At 45.8% G+C, this 20077-nt stretch carries 17 protein-coding genes; 9 read left to right on the top strand and 8 right to left on the bottom strand.

Annotation, left to right across the window (positions count from 1 at the left end):
* Positions 1 to 42: 42 nt before the first annotated feature.
* Positions 43 to 456 carry an alternative ribosome rescue aminoacyl-tRNA hydrolase ArfB gene (arfB, locus tag GZK95_RS15660; RefSeq protein WP_075705904.1) on the top strand — a complete coding sequence of 138 codons (414 nt, stop codon included), beginning with the start codon at positions 43 to 45 and terminating at the stop codon, positions 454 to 456.
* A 15-nt stretch (positions 457 to 471) separates the two neighbouring features.
* Here the strand turns inward: arfB and norR are convergent, their stop codons facing one another.
* Positions 472 to 2004: a nitric oxide reductase transcriptional regulator NorR gene (norR, locus tag GZK95_RS15655; RefSeq protein ID WP_075705903.1), complete on the bottom strand. Its 1533-nt coding sequence runs from the start codon at positions 2002 to 2004 to the stop codon at positions 472 to 474.
* A 235-nt stretch (positions 2005 to 2239) separates the two neighbouring features.
* On the opposite strand from norR, the gene norV reads away from it, so the two are divergent.
* Genes norV through GZK95_RS15640 form a run of 3 tightly spaced genes read left to right on the top strand, consistent with a single transcriptional unit; the run spans position 2240 to position 5264 of the window.
* Complete coding sequence (gene norV, locus GZK95_RS15650) at positions 2240 to 3721, top strand: anaerobic nitric oxide reductase flavorubredoxin (protein WP_075715502.1); 1482 nt, start codon at positions 2240 to 2242, stop codon at positions 3719 to 3721.
* Positions 3722 to 3733: 12 nt separating this feature from the next.
* Positions 3734 to 4882 (top strand): NADH:flavorubredoxin reductase NorW, encoded by a 1149-nt coding sequence (gene norW, locus GZK95_RS15645; protein ID WP_075715503.1) that lies wholly within the window; start codon positions 3734 to 3736, stop codon positions 4880 to 4882.
* Positions 4883 to 4925: 43 nt separating this feature from the next.
* Positions 4926 to 5264 (top strand): DUF1971 domain-containing protein, encoded by a 339-nt coding sequence (locus GZK95_RS15640; protein WP_075715504.1) that lies wholly within the window; start codon positions 4926 to 4928, stop codon positions 5262 to 5264.
* Positions 5265 to 5330: 66 nt separating this feature from the next.
* Here the strand turns inward: GZK95_RS15640 and GZK95_RS15635 are convergent, their stop codons facing one another.
* Entirely contained in the window at positions 5331 to 6932 is a 1602-nt protein-coding gene (locus GZK95_RS15635; RefSeq protein ID WP_075705899.1) for a long-chain fatty acid--CoA ligase, read from the bottom strand.
* A 248-nt stretch (positions 6933 to 7180) separates the two neighbouring features.
* Between GZK95_RS15635 and GZK95_RS15630 the strand changes: the two genes are divergently transcribed.
* Together GZK95_RS15630 and GZK95_RS15625 are read left to right on the top strand one after the other, a co-directional pair.
* Positions 7181 to 8392, top strand: coding sequence for a YbfB/YjiJ family MFS transporter (locus GZK95_RS15630; RefSeq protein WP_075715505.1), 1212 nt, complete (start codon positions 7181 to 7183; stop codon positions 8390 to 8392).
* Positions 8392 to 9039 (top strand): glutathione S-transferase N-terminal domain-containing protein, encoded by a 648-nt coding sequence (locus GZK95_RS15625; RefSeq protein WP_075715506.1) that lies wholly within the window; start codon positions 8392 to 8394, stop codon positions 9037 to 9039. The genes GZK95_RS15630 and GZK95_RS15625 overlap by 1 nt, the downstream gene beginning before the upstream one ends.
* 134 nt (positions 9040 to 9173) lie before the next feature.
* Here GZK95_RS15625 and GZK95_RS15620 read toward each other — a convergent pair whose 3' ends face one another.
* Both GZK95_RS15620 and GZK95_RS15615 read right to left on the bottom strand, forming a co-directional pair.
* Positions 9174 to 9689: a ClbS/DfsB family four-helix bundle protein gene (locus tag GZK95_RS15620; protein ID WP_075715507.1), complete on the bottom strand. Its 516-nt coding sequence runs from the start codon at positions 9687 to 9689 to the stop codon at positions 9174 to 9176.
* Between the two features lie 80 nt (positions 9690 to 9769).
* Positions 9770 to 10228 carry a YaiI/YqxD family protein gene (locus GZK95_RS15615; RefSeq protein WP_075715508.1) on the bottom strand — a complete coding sequence of 153 codons (459 nt, stop codon included), beginning with the start codon at positions 10226 to 10228 and terminating at the stop codon, positions 9770 to 9772.
* A gap of 462 nt (positions 10229 to 10690) precedes the next feature.
* On the opposite strand from GZK95_RS15615, the gene GZK95_RS15610 reads away from it, so the two are divergent.
* Positions 10691 to 11995 carry a dicarboxylate/amino acid:cation symporter gene (locus GZK95_RS15610; protein ID WP_075705895.1) on the top strand — a complete coding sequence of 435 codons (1305 nt, stop codon included), beginning with the start codon at positions 10691 to 10693 and terminating at the stop codon, positions 11993 to 11995.
* A gap of 92 nt (positions 11996 to 12087) precedes the next feature.
* On the opposite strand, the gene GZK95_RS15605 is transcribed toward GZK95_RS15610, so the two are convergent.
* The 3 genes from GZK95_RS15605 to GZK95_RS15595 form a co-directional block, all read right to left on the bottom strand.
* Positions 12088 to 12486: a YkvA family protein gene (locus tag GZK95_RS15605; RefSeq protein ID WP_083626260.1), complete on the bottom strand. Its 399-nt coding sequence runs from the start codon at positions 12484 to 12486 to the stop codon at positions 12088 to 12090.
* Positions 12487 to 12603: 117 nt separating this feature from the next.
* Positions 12604 to 14706 (bottom strand): GGDEF domain-containing protein, encoded by a 2103-nt coding sequence (locus GZK95_RS15600; protein ID WP_075715509.1) that lies wholly within the window; start codon positions 14704 to 14706, stop codon positions 12604 to 12606.
* Positions 14707 to 14939: 233 nt separating this feature from the next.
* Positions 14940 to 16343: a DASS family sodium-coupled anion symporter gene (locus tag GZK95_RS15595; protein ID WP_075715510.1), complete on the bottom strand. Its 1404-nt coding sequence runs from the start codon at positions 16341 to 16343 to the stop codon at positions 14940 to 14942.
* Between the two features lie 269 nt (positions 16344 to 16612).
* Here GZK95_RS15595 and GZK95_RS15590 point away from each other — a divergent pair, with 269 nt between their 5' ends.
* Positions 16613 to 18190, top strand: a complete 1578-nt coding sequence (locus tag GZK95_RS15590) for a GHKL domain-containing protein (RefSeq protein ID WP_139315075.1) — start codon at positions 16613 to 16615, stop codon at positions 18188 to 18190.
* Complete coding sequence (locus GZK95_RS15585; protein ID WP_075715512.1) at positions 18184 to 18861, top strand: response regulator; 678 nt, start codon at positions 18184 to 18186, stop codon at positions 18859 to 18861. The genes GZK95_RS15590 and GZK95_RS15585 overlap by 7 nt, the downstream gene beginning before the upstream one ends.
* An 85-nt stretch (positions 18862 to 18946) precedes the next feature.
* On the opposite strand, the gene GZK95_RS15580 is transcribed toward GZK95_RS15585, so the two are convergent.
* Positions 18947 to 20071: a M20 family metallopeptidase gene (locus GZK95_RS15580; protein WP_075715513.1), complete on the bottom strand. Its 1125-nt coding sequence runs from the start codon at positions 20069 to 20071 to the stop codon at positions 18947 to 18949.
* Positions 20072 to 20077: the final 6 nt, after the last annotated feature.

Below are 20077 nucleotides of genomic sequence, written 5' to 3'. Positions count from 1 at the left end.
CCATGCTGTGGCTTTGTTTTATTATCGATGCAATCACGAGTTATGCTTAAAATATCCAACACTGTTAGCTTAAACGACTGGGAAATCCAGATGACGGCGATTCGCGCTCAAGGTTCGGGCGGACAAAACGTCAACAAAGTCTCCAGTGCGATTCATCTCCAGTTTGATATTAAGCACTCTACCCTCCCTGCGATTTACAAAGAGCGTTTGTTGGCAATCAGCGATTCACGTATTTCCAAAGACGGAGTCATTACCATCAAAGCGCAGCAATATCGAACTCAAGAGCAAAACAAAGAGGATGCGCTAGCGCGTTTAGCCGATATCATTCGCGCAGCGATGGTGGTGCAAAAAGCGCGTCGAGCAACGAAACCCACACGCGCATCAAAAGAGCGCCGTTTAAAAGCCAAAGGAATGAAAGCGCAGACGAAATCCTTACGCGGTCGAGTGCGCGACTAAGCCAAAATCAGCAGACTATTTAATTCCAAGCCGTTTCGCTAAGCGATGTAAGTTGCCGTTATCCAACTCTAGTTGGCGAGCTGTCGCCGCCCAGTTACCTTGATTCTGTTCCAAAACCTCTAGAATGAGGTTGGTTTGAAATAAATCTGTCGCCTCTTTTAGCCCATGCTCACTCAGTTGAAACGCTGAGCTGGGTGCAACCACTTGTTCGCCTTGGACACTGCTTGTCGGGTGCTTTATATCAAAGTCTTGCTCGACTAGTTCAATATCTAAGGCGTGCGTTCTCGCTTTAGCCAGCACTCCTGCACGTTTTATCACATGCTCCAACTCTCGAACGTTACCCGGCCATGCATATTCCCGCAAAGCGTGAATCAAACTCGGCGAAAAGCGGATACTGTTGAGCCCCAACTTACTTCTCAACTGCTCGGCAAAGAAACCCGCCAATAGCACCACATCGCCTTCACGTTCACGCAAAGGCGGGACATGAAGAGGGAAAACACTGAGACGATGGTACAAATCAGCCCGAAAACGCCCCGCGGTCACCTCTTGGTGCAGTATTCGATTCGTTGCAGCCACAATACGCGTGTTGACGCGAATATGTCGATCATCGCCGACACGTTGAATATCACCATACTGCAACGCTCTCAATAACTTAGCTTGAAGCTCTAACGAGAGCTCCCCGACTTCATCGAGAAACAGTGTTCCGCCATCGGCTTGCTCAAATTTGCCTTTTCGGTTACTGATTGCGCCAGTAAACGCCCCTTTGATATGACCAAATAACTCACTCTCTGCGACTGATTCCGGTAATGCTGCGCAATTAAGATAAACCAGGGTTTTGTTCGCACGGCTTGATCGATGATGAATAGCACTGGCAACCAGCTCTTTACCTACCCCTGTCTCCCCCATAACCAGTACTGAGAGCTCGGTATCCGCTACTGCATCAATTTGCTCTTGTAGCGCTTTCATACCACTCGAATTACCAATGATTTCGTTGCTTAGCGTTCGTTTTTCCGCGTAGCTTTCACGGGGCAAACTTGCCTGAGTTTCCAATTGTTCTAGTAGTAACGCCGTATGCAAGCCCCCAGCGGCTAACGCACTAATAAAACGTAACTCTTGATTGCGTAGGCTATCAAACTGGTTGGGATCAAATGCATCAATAGTGATCGCCCCGATTAATTGATCATCAATAAGCAGTGGCAACCCAATACAGGAATGAACGTGGAGTTTATCGTCATGATTTGGAATTAAACCGTCATAGGGATCAGGCAAATCACTATCCGATGGAAAACGAACAATATCACCAGCTCGCGCAATGGCCTCTAGGCGAGGATGTTGTTCTATCGAAAAGCGACGCCCAAGCACTTCTGTTGCCAACCCGTTAATCGCCAATGGCTTAAAGTGCTGATCTTCATATAACAGCAAAGCAGACGAATCGCAGTTAAGTACCTCTCGTATCGTCGTGAGTAATGTATCAAAACGCGCTTGTCGAGTGAGCGCTGAGTTCAAGTCTTGGGTGATATGCAGCCACTGGGCGATCAATGAAGTCATAACAAATACCATTTGTGTCAATACGACAATTGTAGTGTCTTTATAACAACAATCAAGAGTGTTAAATAGACACAACTCTCTCATTATAAATACATAAATTATTGATTTAATTTATAATTAAAACTTGGCACGCCCAGTGCAATAGAGAAGTAAATCACAATGTTTATTTTTCAAACCTTCGCCACTCGACGCTTTAGTAACAATGAGTCAGCAAGGTAAATTTAAGGTAGTAGTCATGACAGTTCACGTAAAAAACAACATTCACTGGGTAGGTCAACGCGATTGGGAGGTCCAAGACTTCCACGGTACAGAATACAAAATGACCAAAGGCACTAGCTACAATAGTTACCTAATTCGCGAAGAGAAAACGGTTCTAATCGATACCGTTGATCATCACTTCAGTCAGCAGTTTATCCAAAACCTTGCAATGGAAATCGACCTGAGCACCATTGACTTAATCGTGATTAACCATGCGGAAGAAGACCACTCAGGCGCACTATCTGCGTTAATGGAAAAGATCCCTAACACTCCCATCTACTGCACTGAAGCCGCGATTGATTCTATTGTGGGGCATCACCACCACCCCGAGTGGAACTTCAATACGGTAAAAACCGGTGACACAATTGATATTGGTAATGGCAAGCAATTAGTCTTCGTTGAAGCCCCAATGCTGCATTGGCCAGACAGCATGATGACTTACCTAACGGGTGATGCGGTACTCTTTAGTAATGATGCTTTTGGGCAGCACTATTGCGATGAAAGACTATTCAACGATGAAGTCGATCAAAATGAGTTAATGGAGCAGTGTTTACGTTATTACTCAAACATCCTTACACCATTTAGCAGCCTAGTGACGGCAAAAATTAAAGAGGTGTTAAGCTTTAACCTACCAGTAGATATGATTGCAACTTCTCATGGTATTGTATGGCGCGATAACCCAGCGCAAATTATTGAGCAATACTTGCAGTGGGCAGATAACTACCAAGAAGATCGTATCACTATTTTCTACGACTCTATGTCTAACAATACCCGTATGATGGCAGATGCGATCGCACAAGGTATTCATGATGTCGACCCTGGCGTGGCAGTCAAAGTATTCAATGTATCGAAGCAAGATAAAAATGAAATTCTAGCGAACGTGTTCCGCTCCAAAGGTATTCTGGTTGGCTCTTCAACCATGAACAATGTCATGATGCCTAAAATTGCAGGCATGCTCGAAGAGATAACGGGCCTAAGATTTAAAGGGAAAAAAGCAGCGGCGTTTGGTAGTTATGGCTGGAATGGCGGCGCCGTAGACCGTATTCATGCCCGCCTGACCGATGCAGGTTTTGAAACCGCACTAAGCCTTAAAACCAAATGGCGACCAGATGGCAAAGCGATGCGTGAATGTCGTGAGCATGGACGAAACATCGCCAAACTATGGGCCAATAAAGCCCTCACTCAACCACTCACCATGGCAACTGGCACAGCGCCGCAACCACAAGCGCAACTCTCTACAACACCCGAAGTTGTAGACACTGCGCAACCGAGCAATGACAACCATCCTGCAGATTGCCAATGCATGGTGTGTACTGTCTGTAACTGGGTGTATGACCCTGCACTCGGAGAACCAAATCAAGGTGTTGAACCGGGCACTCCTTGGACTGATGTACCCGATTATTTCCTCTGTCCTGAATGCCACTTAGGCAAAGACGTTTTCGTTGAATATCAAGCTTGAGGGGAGAGTATGATGCAAGCACCAATCGTAATTATTGGCAGTGGTTTTGCTGCCTATCAACTGGTGAAAACCTTACGTCGTATGGACGCAACCACGCCTATTCAAATCTTTACTGCTGATGATGGTGCGGAGTACAACAAGCCCGATCTCAGTCATGTATTTACCCGCAAACAAACGGCACAAGATTTAGTCGTAAAAACCGCGGCCGAGTTTGCCCAAGAGCATCAAGTCGAACTGTTTACGCACACTCCGGTAGAGAACATCGACATAGATACACAACAAATTACTGCAGGAGGTTGTCACTACTCTTACGCAAAACTGGTTTTCGCCACCGGCGCAAATGCTTTCGTGCCTCCGATGGGAGGCAATGCAACGCAACAAGTGATGACTCTCAACTCGTTGACTGAGTATCAAGACGCCGAGGTTCGGCTAAGCAATGCACAACGTATTCTGGTTATTGGTGGCGGCCTCATTGGCGTCGAAATTGCGATGGATCTCGCCAGTAGTGGCAAAACGGTTACGATCGTTGAGCCTAACTCGCGCTTACTAGCAAGTCTATTGCCTGAATTTATTGCCTTACCACTTGAAAAACAATTGCTAGAGCAAGGTGTTCAACTGGCGTTAGACACGACTATTACCGAAATAAATCACACCACTGATGGGGTAATGGCAAGCTTAAGTAATGGTCAATTCATTGGTGCAGATAGCGTTATCTCGGCAGCTGGGCTGCGAGCAAATACCAAACTGGCACAAGCGGGCGGCATCAAAGTAAACAGAGGTATTTCTGTCGATGGCACGTTGCAAACATCGGCCAACAATGTTTATGCGTTGGGCGATTGCGCTGAAATTCAAGGGCAAATGATGCCTTTTCTTCAACCTATCGTGCTAAGCGCTAATGCACTCGCCAAATCTTTGTTAGGAGAACCTGCAGAGCTTCGATTACCCGCTATGATGGTTAAAGTGAAAACACCAAGTTACCCAATTCAGCTTGCAGGTCAGGTAAACCAAGCGGTGAGTTGGAACGTGCAGTTTTCAACAAACGGAATCATAGCTAAAGCTGAGGATGAACATCAGCACTTGCTCGGTTTTGTTGTCACTGGTGAGCAAGTCACCCAAGCATTTCCGATGCTTCGAGAGCTTTCTTTAGCCTCCCAAGCATAGACCTGATTTACATTCATCATTGACTCAATAAGAGAGGATTATTATGTCACATCTACGTATTGCAAAAGATTGGACAATTCAACGCTCAACCCCTTTCTTCACTAAAGACAACGTGCCCCAAGCGTTACTGACGCATCACAACACAGCAGAGGGTGTATTTGGCCAACTGTGTGTTATGGAAGGACAGGTGACCTATTACGGTTTCCCTGATGAAAATGCCACAGAGCCAGAAATGGTTGTTGTGATTAATGCAGGGCAATTTGCGACCAGTCCACCACAATACTGGCACCGAATTGAAATTAGTGATGACGCTCAGTTCAACATTAACTTCTGGTCAAACCAAGATAAACGCGGTGAAGCGATGTTCCACGCGAAGAAATAGCGCTAATTTGTCGGGAATAAGCGTGAGACAAGAGCAGGCCATCACCTGCTCTTTTATCGATAGCGGTTAAAGATATAAACGACGGAGCTCTTTTTTATCCACTTTACCGACACTGGTTTTAGCAATCGATTCAACAAACTTCACTTTCAATAGCAAAGCTTCTCTTGCCAAGATACCTTTATTGATAAAGTCTTTAGCAAAGCCCAGCAGCTCTTTTTCACTCACTTGAGACTCTTCTTTGAGCGTGACAAGTGCGAGTGGGATTTCACCCCATTTATTATGAGGCATGCCGATCACCGCCACTTCAGACACCGCGCGATGTTGATGCAAAATATCCTCTAGTTCTAAAGAGCTTACCCACTCCCCGGATATTTTAATCATATCTTTGACGCGGTCAGTGATTTTGATAAAGCCCTCACTGTCAACGGTTGCCACATCCCCAGTGTGCAAATAGCCGCCACGCCAAAGGGCTTTGGAGTTCTTATTGTCTTTGTAGTAGTTCGGCGTCAACCATGGCGCACGTACCACTATTTCACCACTAGTTTCTCCATCATGTGGCAGTTTGTTCATTTCCTCATCCACAATATGCGTTTCAACCATGGCGACTTTTTTGCCCGTTTTGGAACGATACTCAGCCTGTTGCTCCGGCTCCATTGCCAAGTGTTCTGGGCTCAACTGCACAATAGAAAGAATTGGCCCAGTCTCGCTCATACCGTAGCCAGCGAAAACATCAATATCACGGTCCAACGCCGCCTGACACAAGGCTTTGGGCAATGCAGCCCCGCCAATAATCACTTTCCAACCAGAAAGGTCCATTGATTTGGATTTTGGCGAGCTCAATAGCAAGTGTAAGATTGTCGGCACGCAGTGAGAAAAAGTGACCTGCTCTTGCTCAATTAAGCCGAGCAGAACATCTGGAATATATTTCCCCGGATACACCTGTTTTACCCCTAACATCGTTGCCATATAAGGCAAACCCCAAGCATGGACGTGAAACATCGGGGTAATCGGCATATAAATATCACCTTGATGCAATCGCCCTTGCACTGCATTGGTACCCAGCGAACTGAGGATACTCAGGGTGTGCAATACCAATTGTCGATGAGTGAAGAAGACCCCTTTGGGCATCCCCGTTGTACCTGTGGTGTAAAATGTGGTCGCGACGGTATTTTCATCAAAATCAGGGAAATCAAACTCAGTTTTTTCTTGAGCCAGCAATTGCTCGTATTCACACCCCTCATCATCCCTTAGCACCACGTATTTTGTCACAGTATCAATACGGCCTTTGATCTGATCCAAAATAGGCTGAAATTCTTCGTGAATCAGTAAGATGTCATCTTCAGCATGATCGATGGTGTATAGAATCTGTTCTGGAGAAAGGCGGACATTGATCATGTGTAACTTGGCACCAATCATTGGTATCGCAAAGTAACATTCTAGGTAACGGTGTGAGTCGTAATCCATCACGGCTACCGTGTCGCCTTTTTTTACTCCCATTTTGGTCAATGCATTGGCGAACTGCTTCACTCGATTATGGAAAGTTTGATAACTGTGACGACGATGGTTGGCGTATACAATCTCTTGGTTAGGGTCAAAAGCAACTGGCGAAAAAAGCAGATTCTTGATCAGTAATTGATAGTTGGAAGGGTCATTCACATATTGGTTCATAATAGCTCTTCGTAGTTCATATTTATTGTTTTAGCCTGTTAGCATCATCATGCCATCATTAGCCCTTTAGAGTGTTCTATTCTACCTCGCGCAGCAACGAGCATCACTTCCAACTGTTAAGCTCGTAAGGTTTTTGTTGTGATAGATAGAAATAGGCCACTTGGACTAAAGGCTAACTGCAGATGCATATCAAAAATGGGAAACTTACCGACATTCAGTAAACGGCTCGCGATAAGCAAGGAACCAACGTGCCAAGCTCAACGCTCTCTTCCCAATCGAATAGTCTATTAAACCGTTTCTCGCTTGCAGGGTTTGCCGCCACTTTGGTTGGCAATGGCGTTGGTCGATTCGCTTACATCGCAATGATGCCTGCTCTTGTCTCCGCAGGATGGTTTACTCAAGCACAAGCCTCTTCTCTTGGCGCTGCAACTCTCATTGGCTATATCCTTGGAGCGCCACTTTGCCACTACCTTACAAAGCGTTTTAGTGTAGTCAGTCTAGTTCGCGTTGCGATGTTGCTCAGTAGCTTGAGTTTTCTTGGTTGTGCGCTGCAAGATATCGCCTTTGGTTACTACTTTTTACTTCGTGCAATAGCGGGACTAACCGGAGCGATGCTAATGATCCTTGCTCCGCCGCTAATCGTGCGTTTACATCCGCCAGAAACCAAAGCTCGCATCAGTGGCATTATTTTCTCTGGTATCGGTTTAGGAGTGATGCTGGCGGGATGCTTACTCCCTATCGTTCTGCAGCAGAGTATCTCCGCAGCGTGGTTGCTGCTTGCCGCCATCACTTTCATTACTACTGTTCTCTCTTGGTCGACATGGCAAAGGTGCGAAACTCCAACCAGTTTTGGCATTTCTTCAGCAAAACTCAACACCCTATCCTCGGCGCAAAAGAGAACTCTCGCTCTATTGGTGTTCGCTTACGGTTTTGATGCCATTGGCTACCTGCCCCATACCTTATTTTGGGTGGATTTTATGGTTAGAGATCTCGACAGATCACTAGCCTTTGGCGGAGCAATGTGGGCGATCTTTGGTGTTGGCGCAGCACTGGGACCAATTCTTGTCGGCTCAATTGGCGACAAACTCAATCTTCGGCGGGCCCTATGTAGCGCACTGTTTTTCAAAGCGGTTGGCGTGTTTTTGCCGACCGTCACCACACACTTTATCGGTCTAGCTTTGTCATCCGTACTGGTAGGCTTGTTCACCACGGGCGTCGTCACTCTTATCTCAGCTTATACACTCGAGTGTGTTGGCTACGAGCTGAATACCAAAGCGTGGGGGATGCTCACCATGGCATTCGCCTTATCACAAGGTGCTTTTGGTTACTTGTATGCTTATCTTGCACCACAGATGCCCCACTACCAACCCCTGTTTGTTGCCAGCGCACTTGCGTTACTTCTCGCTGCGGCTTTGGTTGTTTTCACTCATGCAAAATCTCATCGTATCAAGGAGGCTTAATGAAACTTTACTTAAATGACACATCCCCTTTTTCCCGTGTCGCACTTGCCACTGTATTGCTCAGCAATCAATCCAATGTTGAACTCGTTTGGGTTGACCCATGGGCATCGCCAACGGAGCTTTTACAGGTTAATCCATTTAGCATGATCCCAACTCTTCAATTAGAGAGTGGTACCAACATGATTGAAAGCTTAGCGATCTGCCAGTTTTTGGTCACTAAATATCAGCCGATTGATGTTCAAGCATTAAGGTTAGATGACGAGCATGAATGTGCTCTCATGGGACAGGCAAAAACACTAATGGAGATTAGCTTTAAATCCGTTGCTTTAGGCCGTTTTATTGAACTGCCTAATGAACTTCATCAACGTGCAATTGTGGCAGTGCAACGTGCTCTCATCGAACTTAATCGAGTACTCGAATCCAATCAAACTACAACACATATCAAATCAAGCCTCGCGACGCTCTATCTACACTGTGCTCTAGATTATATTGAGTTTCGACATGGCGAACTGTTTGAGCAATATGCCCAACAGCCTATTCTCGATTTTATGCGCCACTCGCCTTATCACAGCTTACTTAACCAAATTAGCGTCGCTAAGTTAGCCAACCAGCCAAGTTTCACCGAACTTAACAACACCAAAATCTGAGTAACCGGACAAGAGCCAATATTTGCCCACGATGACATCACTTTGTGGTGTCTGTCCTTATAAAAAACGCCATTTAATGGTGTGTGTCCTTATTACAACACTTATTACAGCAATGGTGTGTGTCCCGATAACGATTAGAGCAAACCTTGGCTGCGCATATATCGTCGAACTTTGGTTCGAGTGCTGCGTAGTGGTGAAGAAGTGTTGAACTGGATCATTCGTCCCAGCGTCCATTTTTGATACCAATCATCACCATAAAGCTCGTCATCACTCAGACTGCGGACCAACTGCAGTATCTGTTTGATCACATCAGCATACTCATCCAACAACTCTTGATACGACCAAGTTTGATATTGGTGATAAAAGTGCAGCGCCAGCATTCCTAACTGATTCCATTTAAAACCAGTTTCAGGCATATCGACGGACAAGCCTTGGCGACGGGCGTGATACCATTTTAGCACCAACTTTCCCCACCCAATTAGATAAGCCAAGGTATCGCACACTGAGATTTGAGTGTTTTTGATGTTGCCTTCCACACCGCATTGTCGGGCAAGATCATGTGGCACGAGTTGGTAATCGGTATAGAGTTTAGCGAAACTTTGCTTAATCGCGTGGTATAAATCGGTTTGGTTGGTTGCAATAGTACTCATGGGGCGGCTCTTATCATGTAACGCCGCCACCATAAATCATTGACTAAAAAAGAAAATTGATCGAGTTTGAAAAATTGAGATTACTTTTGTGCACGCTGCCACTGAACTAACCATTTGTCTAACTGGTTAGCAAACTGCTGACGATCCGCTTGATTGAGCGGTGCAGGTCCGCCCGTCTGAATCCCGCTACTGCGCATGGTCTCCATAAAATCACGAATGTTTAGACGAGACTTGATGTTTTCTTTAGTAAACAACTCACCACGAGAACTAAGCGCATGGCCTTCTTTACTAATCACTTCATCAGCCAACGGGATATCGCTGGTTATCACCAAGTCACCTGCTTCGCAGCGTCTTACAATTTCATTGTCAGCAACGTCAAATCCCGCTTGAACTTGCAACATAGTGATGTTTGTTGCCGCCGGTGTACGGATAAACTGATTAGCCACTAATGTCACTTCTACGCCCGTACGTTGTGCTGCACGAAAAAGAATGTCGCGAATCACTACAGGACAAGCATCGGCATCAACCCAAATCTTCATTTATTGTCTCTTATCTTAAACTACAATCTCAGCTTTGCAGATGGACGCCTTCCATACTCACTCCACTAAGATCTCTAATGGTGAATATTGTAGCGAGTTAATGGCTCGACATCTAAGACTATTGACCTTGTGATAATCTATCGATGTCAAACCACAAAATATGCAGCTAAAATCGTTTAATATACGCAAAAATCAGTCATTTTCGGCGAAATTAAAACAAACAAGACCAAGTAAGTAGTCTTCCGGTGCACTTACCGCTCAATGAAAAGTGATGTAGAGCTGATTTTTTTATTGATCCAGCATTAAAAATACACATTAAATATGAAATAAATCACACTTATTTGGTGATTTTGATCACATCTATAACCACAGAGAAACCTTTTTTCTTCTTTATTTACCATTTCCACTGCTAACCTCCTGCACCTCCCCATTGGAGGGGTAAAACAATAAGGAGTGTTCAAAATGAATACCAAGAAACCGATGTCGCTCACCGGCCGCGTAATTTTAGGCATGGTAGCGGGTATCTTGACGGGCTTTGCTATTCGAGCCCTGTTTGCTGACAATGGTTTTGTCGACGAGTACGTAGTAAATGGATTGTTTGAAGTTGGCGGAAAGATTTTTGTCGCTAGCTTAAAAATGTTGGTGGTACCACTAGTGTTCGTTTCTTTGGTCTGCGGCACCAGTTCGCTCAAAGATCTATCAACACTTGGCCGCATGGGCGGAAAAACGCTGGCTTTCTACATTGCCACCACCGCGATTGCAATCACGCTTGCGCTCACTATGGGGACGCTGTTCCAGCCAGGTGCAGGTGCTGATCTCACCGCTGCGAGTACGTTCCAATCGGCGCAGGCCCCATCACTTGGGCAAGTCATCATTGATATGTTCCCAACCAACCCAATTAGTGCGATGGCCGAAGGCAAAACGTTACAAGTGATCGTATTTGCGGTGTTATTTGGTATCGCGATTAGTGCAGCAGGCAAGCCTGGTGAACGCATTGCTGATTTTTTCTCAGATCTCAATGAAGTGATCATGAAGCTAGTAGCAATTTTGATGAATATCGCCCCATTTGGCGTGTTCTTCTTGATGGCTAAACTGTTTAGCGATATTGGTTTGGGCGCAATCATCAACCTTGCCGAGTATTTCTTAGTCCTCGCAGGCACGCTACTGCTGCATGGTCTGGTCACGTATAGTGTGATGCTAAAGAGCTTTACGGGTCTAAGCCCAATTACCTTCTTGCGTAAGATGGAAGATGCCATCATGTTCGCGTTTTCAACTGCATCATCAAACGCGACCATTCCTGTAACCATGGAAACGGCGCAACATCGCATGGGCGTTAAAAACCGCGTCTCATCATTTACCGTTCCGCTAGGTGCAACCGTAAATATGGATGGCACAGCAATCATGCAAGGCGTGGCAACCGCTTTTATTGCCCAAGCATTCAACATTGATCTTACGATGACAGATTACCTAATGGTGATCATGACTGCGACGCTCGCTTCTATTGGTACCGCAGGGGTGCCTGGAGTTGGCTTGGTGATGCTCGCCATGGTGCTCAACCAAGTCGGTCTACCGTTAGAGGGCATTGCCCTAATCATGGGTGTGGACCGCTTACTTGATATGATTCGTACGGCGGTGAACATTACTGGTGATAGTGCAGTCACCATCATTGTTGCTAAATCTGAAGGCGCATTGGACGAAGCACGCTTCAATGATCCTCAGGCCGGGGTCGCAGAAGAAGAAGTGCATTTAAAACGCGTCGAAGCATAAACTGCTGCGAATCTAAATGTAAAAAATCCACCAGAAATGGTGGATTTTTTATTAAAGTTTGCGTCGTTCAGGCAGTCGAGCAACCTCTACTGTTATTGGATCATGACGTGCCACTTATCTCGTGCTTGCTCTTCATGATCCTCAGTGATTGCGCTCCCCACCGAGTTAGCCGCCAGCGTTAACGCCGCCATATCATCGGTAAAGCCGACACCAGTCATCACATCGGGCACCATATCCGTTGGCAAAACAAAGTAAGCTAACGCCCCACCCAACACGGCTTTGTGTCGAACTGACGTATTGCTATCAACAACGGCTAACCATGACTTAATGCACATCACCGCTAACTCTTCGCCAACACGCTTAGCGGAATGACGCATTTTGCTCCAGAACGTTTTTTCATCTGGCGTAGTCGTTTGATCTAAGGGTAAAGCGACACCTTGGGTAAACTCTGTACCCACTGGTGTCACCACCTGGTTCACTATTGATGTCATCTTTTCCTCCGAGAAAATCTTATATAAGACTCGCACTATAGAAAAAGTATAGCGAAGCGAAGATGAACCTAAGATTAATCAAACACAACGCTTATCCGAACAAGAAAAAAACGGCGGTCATAATGATTTACTCTCAATCAATAGAGGCTCAGCAACATGATGGCTTCGATTACGACCCTGAGCTTTTGCTTGGTACAACGCTTTATCCGCTTGCTTAATTCGCTCATAAGTCTCACCGGCATTGTGGTGTAAATAAGTGACAATACCAATACTGAGCGATACTTGGTGGCTAACCTCAGAAGTCGCATGCTCAATCTCTAATACCTTAACGCCATGATGGATCGCTTCTGCGATCGCACAAGCCTCTTGGTCTTTGATATTATTGAGCAGTACAACAAACTCCTCTCCACCATAGCGGGCAACAAAGTCTGCCGAACGGCACTGTTGTCGAATCGCGTTAGCAACCAACTGCAACACTCTATCACCTGCCGCATGACCATAACTGTCGTTATAGTTTTTGAAACTGTCGATATCAATCATAAATATCGCCCGATGCAAAGGTGCGACTGACGGTGCATTCCATTCACTCAAATATTCATCCAAAGCACGTCGATTCGAAATCGATGTCAAACCATCAGTATGGCTCTGAACCTTCAATTGACGGTTCAGTTGAAGGATTTTTTTGTTCTTTGACTTAAGCATCCAAGCGAACAGAAGCACACTTAACAAGATTGCAGCTAATAGGGTTAGCATCCATTTTGAATTCTGTTTGCTGCGTTCTAGATCCGCGATTAGCCCCTCTTTCTTCTTATTTTCAAACAAGCTATAGATGTATTGAGAGTACTGTTCATTTTCATCCATTCGCATTTTTCGCTGCAAGCGGTTCTCAGCTTCTAAATAGCGCAATGCCAAAGGTAAGTTATCTTGCGCCAAGTAATCTTGATAGAGAACTTGGTAGATTCCCGCTTGCAAGTAGTAGAGGTCGCGCGCCACAATCTCTCGTTCAGCGCGAGTGTGGTACTCAATCGCTTGTTCAAAATCACCGCGCAAATAAAAAATATCACCAAAAATGGAGTCCAACGTGACATCAAAGTGATACACCCTAGCGTTAAATTCACCATTATGTCTCTGTTTGGCAATTTCAATCAGTGCTAATGCGCGGTCTGTTTGCCCCACACGACGCTGAAAATCAGCTTGCATGGCATAAAGATAGGTTCGGTAATGCTCGGTACGCTCTGGGGCATCCATCATATTTAACTGCTCTTCTGCCGCGACTAACGTTTCCCCAGCTTTTACGATATCGCCCGCTTCTGCATAGGCGGCGTACAGCTTAACCAAGATGTAATGCAACCGTTCAGGGTTAGCGACCCGACTCTTTTGGTTGAACTCAATTGCGCTTTGAAACTGTTCTATTGCTTGGTGACAGTTACCATTAAATAGATAATCAATGCCAACATCTGTCATCATAAACTGCACTTGGTCATTGTCTTCACGCGCTAAACTGGTCTCTATCGCTTTAACTTTTAGGTTAATCCCTTTAACAAACTGGCGGTCATTCCAGTAAGCCGTACCAAGGTAATAGTAAACATCATCAATACGAAGATAATCGACAGACAAGGCTTTTTGATGGACCTCCTCCCAAAACTGTACCAGTTCACTGCTGGTGCTCTGGTGGTGAGACAGTTCAAAAGCTCGCTTAATATAGTAGGTGACGAAGATTTCATTGTGCGCGCCATCATAATGCTCAAAAGCAGCGGAGACATGCTCAAACATCTCTGAAGACTCGGCAACCTTACCCTGCTTTAGCAAAGCTAAGCTCAAGTCAAAATAGAGTTTAGCTTTTAGTTCGGTGGGTTGCTCTGAACTAAGGAGCGTCAGTGCCTCTCTCGCATAGCGTTCCGCTTGCTCGTTATCACCTTTACGTAATGCCTCGTTTGCCAGTGCCCAGTAACTCACCATACGAACTTGCGCGTTCTCAGCATTCAACCAAGCTTGCAACTTAGCTTCGCTAATATCATCAGGCAGGGCGTCAATCGGTTCAGTCGCTCGCTGGTGTAGCAACTGCGAAGCATGCTGCGCAAGCGGATCAGGTAATACACTCTCTACCTGTGGGGAAAAAAATCGCTCATGATTAATAACAAGAATAGCCAGCAATAGCACAATCATTACAGCGAAAGAAAACCCAATGATTTTCTTGTTTGATTTTACCAATTCTGTCAAAGCTCAAAACACTATTTAGAGTATTACACCTACCCATATATACATGAAATTGCTTATAAAACATCATGAGTTAATGCGATTTGTGATTAAATCCAACCTTAATCATAAACCCTAAGTATTAATGCGAAAAAAATCCCCAAACCGCAGTCTGGGGACTTTGATTGCGTCAGGCAATTCTGACAACCTTATGTGAGTTTATCCCTACAATATCACTCACATTCGTCTTTTCCTTACTACCACAAACCAAGAAGCTTCCACCAAGCGCCACCAACCAAAATAAAGATTGGTATCACAATGAGTGAGAACACAAAACCAATCTTCCACCAGCTCTGCAAACTATGATATCCCGCACCAAACAGAATAGGAGCAGGGCCTGATGAATAGTGGGTCGTCGACATATACAAATTACTAAAGATGCCGAGTACAATCGCCGCCAACATTGGAGGAGCCCCAGCCGCAATAGCTATAGCAAGAAACGCTGAGTACATAGCACTAATGTGTGCCATTGCGCTCGCCATAAGATAGTGACTGTAGTAATACACCAACAGCAATATCACTACCGTCGTCACCCAGCCCATACCAGATAGAGACTCACCAATGCCGCTACTAAACCAACTGATAAAGCCCAGTTTGTTTAACTGTGCAGCCATCATCACCAATACCGCAAACCAAGTAATGGTATGCCATGCTTCTTTTTCACTCAGCACAGCATCCCATGTTATCGTGCGTGTAAACAGCAAGAATACCAGCCCTAACAACGCGGTAACCGTAGAGTGAATGCCCAGAGTTGGTCCCAAAACCCACAGCGTCACCATACCAATGAAGGTGATGCCCACCATGATCTCATCTCGCGTCATACCCCCCATTTCAACTAACTTTTGCTTAGCAATATCACGCATCTCTGGCGTCTTTTTTAGCTCTGGAGGAAAAAAGGTATACATCACCAGCGGAATCAAAAACAGACAAAGCAGCCCAGGTACAATTGCGGCAGTAGCCCAACCCGCCCACGTAATCTCGACACCTAACTCTTGGGCGAAATTTGCTGCCAAAGGGTTACCTGCCATGGAAGTCAAAAACATCGCACAAGTAATGGCATTACATTGGAAGATACACTGAACTAAAAAGGCACCAATGCGATTTTGCGTTCCCTTTTCAGGGTCTGAATCGTAGGCACTCGCCACAGAACGAAATAGCGGAGCAATGATGCCACCACAACGGGCGGTCGTACTCGGTGTTGCTGGTGCGAACAACAAATCGGTCAACACCAGTCCGTATGCTAACCCCAACGAGTTATGACCAAGTTTGGCGATAAACCAGTACCCTACACGCCGACCAAACCCAGTGGTAATAAAGCCACGTGAGATAAAGAACGCCGCTGCAATCATCCAAATCGTCGGATGGGCAAATCCTGTCAGTGCCGTTTTGATTGGCAACACATCAAGTAAGGTTGCGGCTGTCAATCCCAGCAGTGCCATTGCCCCTAAGGGTAAAGGAGCCAAAATTAAACTCAGTACCGTGGTCACAAAGACCACCATCATTTGCCATGCTTGTGGCTCTAATCCATCAGGGACCGGGCTGAACCAAAGTGCTGCACCTAGTATAAACAAGGCTAGCAATTTCAATTGAGTTGCAGACATAGTTTTTCCTCCAGCATTTTTGCTCATCATATGCCGAGGAAAAGTCATAAAAGTGAGTAGAATCAATTTAATAAAAACTCACCTCACTTAGATTTCTAGGATGTAAATCAGTGCAAAGTCCGTTTGAAACGGCATTGAGATTAAGTACGTTAAATCAATAAAAACAATAAAATTCATTCAAGAGATCTTGGTCAAAAATCCCACTCAGTTTCTCTTGGACAGAGTGAACATCGAGTATGCTAAACAAAAGCATCGACAGGAGTCATCGCGTGCAGTTCCCTGCATTTTCGTTCACAAAGCAGATTGCGCTACTGCTAAGTAGTGTATTGGTTCTCTGTATTGCTGGATGGTGGAGCTATAGTGCTCACCAACTTGAAAGTGTGTTAACCAATCAAATTCAACTGCGAGCGCAAGTCCAATCTCAACAACTTTCGCAACTGCCCAGCCTAGTTCAAGCCGTCGCAAACGGTGATAAAGCCGCAGTCAAAGAGATCATCACAACGGTTCAAGTAGGCAGTGATGCCGACTTTATTACGGTCAGCGATGCACAAGGCATCCGTCTCGCTCATCCTGTCGCCCAGCGTATTGGCTTACCTGTGATGGGAGGAGATATTGAGCGAGCTCTCACCAAAGGTGAGTCTTATCTCTCCTATGGCATCGGTTCACTAGGGCCATCTGTGCGATACATTTCGCCTATCCTTGCCAATGATGGTCGCGTTCTAGGCATGATAAAAGTTGGGTATCTGACAGACACATTAGCCGTTTGGTCAAGTGAACACTTACTGCCACTCTTGGTGATTGCACTGTGCGCGTTATCAATCAGCTTTGCACTTGCCGTATGGTTTTCGAACTATGTAAAAACGAAGATGCAGCACTTAGAACCTTGGCAACTGAAACAAGCCTTAGAAACTCACCAAGGGGTTTTGCAAGCGACTTACGAGGGTGTTATTGCGGTCAATACACAACAGAATATCTATCTAGCTAATCACAACGCCCAAGAAATGCTTGGTATTACTATCCAAGGTGAATGCGCCTTGCACGAGTGTATCGATCAGCCCCAAGTTTTTACCCTCGAAGGGGAAGATTTTATTAATCGCCTGATTCGAGTAAACGAACGCGACTTCGTGCTAAACCGTGTCACCTTGGTCGGCCGCAGCGGAAATCAGCATGGCGCAGTCTTTAGCTTACGTGCTCATCAAGAACTGCAAACCTTGTCAGAACGATTGAGCCAAATTGATCGCTATATTGAGCACATGCGAATCACTCGCCACGAGTATCAAAATAAACTGTCAACTATCTCTGGGCTATTGCAAGCTGGCGAAGTCACCAAAGCACTCGATGTGTGCCTTGCGCAAGCCAAGGTCAGCCAAGATCAGATCGATAGCCTTCAGTGTTTAACAAACTTACCACTCCTTTCTGGGCTGATTTTGGCAAAAATCGGCCAAGCAAGTGAAAAACGTGTTCCACTAAAATTCAACTGTGATGCCGATTTGTCGCAACTGGCTCGCACCATCAGTGAAGAGCAACTCTGTTCACTGCTGGGAAATTTAATCGACAACGCCACCGAATCAGTGACAACGTCACAAACTCCCTATATTCATGTTTGGATAAAGCAGTCACAATCCGAGTATATCTTCGTAGTGGCGAACAATGGCCCAATGATCAACTCGTCACTCAACACACTTTGTCAGTTGGGCTTCACCAGCAAAAATCACTCAGCCGATCATGGCCTTGGCCTCTATATTGTTCGCTCAATCATTGAGAGCGTTGATGGGCATATGGAAATGGACAGCGACGAGATAGAAACGGCCTTTACCGTCTATCTACCTAAGGAGTCGTTATGCTAACTGTCGTTATCGTCGAAGACGATCCAAATATCGCACAACTACATCATCACTTTATCAGCCAAGTCGCAGGATATTCAGTGGTGGGTATTGCCACCAATAAAGCGATTGCCCGGCAACTAGTTGAGCAAGCGCAACCAGATTTGGTTCTGGTTGACAATTATTTGCCTGACGGTTTAGGGGTAGAACTGGTTTATGAGTGGCTGAATGCGCATCATCAACCAGAGTGTATTCTGGTCACGGCGGCAAACGACGCCAATACAGTGCAAATGGCCCATCGTTTTGGTGCTTTTGATTATTTGGTCAAGCCAATTGACTATCAACGCTTAATTGAAAGCCTGGAACGTTTTGCGCAGATCAGACAACACCTTCACAAAGGTGAAGCATTTAGACAAACTCAGTTAGATGGGTTATTCCATCGCGCCGCTCAGCCTGAAGTCAGTAGCTCTGGTTCGGACCCCTTTACGCTAAAGCAAGTTGTTGATCTGTTTGGCCACAGCCATATCGAGCACACCGCGCACACCATCGCAACCCAGATTGGCGTGAGTAAGAGCACAGCTCGTCGCTATTTAGACAAAGCCGTCGAGTGTGGTGAACTGGAAGCGTTTCTCGCGCACGGAAAAGTAGGTAGACCGACCCGATTCTATCGACGCAAACAGATCGTCTGCACCTAGTCACCCGCCCAACAAGCAAAAAAATCCCCAAAACGACGTTTGGGGATTTTATATTACGGGGAACGTTGACTAAATTTTTTTGAGCTTACTGAGCGATTTTCTCTAACAGACGCATCAACATACGGATACGCGGTTCGATCGAATCTAACTGTAGGTACTCTTGATCGCTGTGGAAGCCGGCACCAATTGGGCCTAAACCATCTAAAGTTGGCACACCCAAAATCGCTGTGTTGTTGGCATCTGAGCCGCCGCCCACTTCTTGCCAACCAATTGCTATATCAAGCTCTTTGGCGGATTCCTCAACCAATGCCATTAGCGCATGAGTTTTCTCACTCGCCACCATCGATGGCTTGTAAGTTTCACGCTCTAAGGCGATGGTCACACCGTCAACGAACGGGGTTTCAATCATTGCTTTAAGCTTGGCATCGACATCCGCGTACTCTTCGTTGCTCCAGAAACGCACATCAACAAGTGCAGTAGCATGATCCGGCACAATGTTCACACCTGCGCCGCCATTCACTACCCCAACGTTTAACGTTGTGCCTGACTCAAAGTTAGTCATTGCGTTGATAGCTAGAATCCAGTTCGCCATTTCAGTAATCGCACTGCGACCACTTTGTGGATCATTACCCGCATGCGCCGCTTTACCACTAAAAGTTAGCTTATAACCAGCTAAACCCTTACGTGCTTTCACTAAGCTACCGTCAGCACGAGCGGCTTCTGCAACCAGCACATTGTGCGCATTTTTCGCTACAGATTGCAGCCAGTCTACCGAATCTGCCGAGCCCGTTTCTTCATCAGGGTTCATGCAGATGCAGATTGATAGCTTATCCAACACCGCTTGATCTAAGTGACGCATCGCATAAACGATGTTGAGTAGCCCCGATTTCATATCCGACACACCCGGACCATACGCTTTCTCAGCATCCGTTGTCATTGGGCGCGCAGCAGCAGTACCAACAGGGAATACCGTATCCATGTGACCAATTAGCATCACATCAATCTTATCTGCCTCTGGCTGGTTGCGAATTTCTAGGCCAACACCGGCTTTACCACAATCAACACGTTTGACACTCCAACCTGCCATATCAGCAAATTTCGCTTCAAACTGAGTGGCAATAAACTCAATGCCTTCCACCGTGTAAGTGCCGCAATCGACGTTAATCAGCGGACGCAACTCTTCTAAATAGTGTTCAAGAGAGAAATTCATTTGCCA

Origin of the sequence: Vibrio panuliri (assembly GCF_009938205.1) — a bacterium.
GTDB lineage: Bacteria > Pseudomonadota > Gammaproteobacteria > Enterobacterales > Vibrionaceae > Vibrio > Vibrio panuliri.
This window is presented reverse-complemented; position numbering and strand designations above follow the sequence as displayed.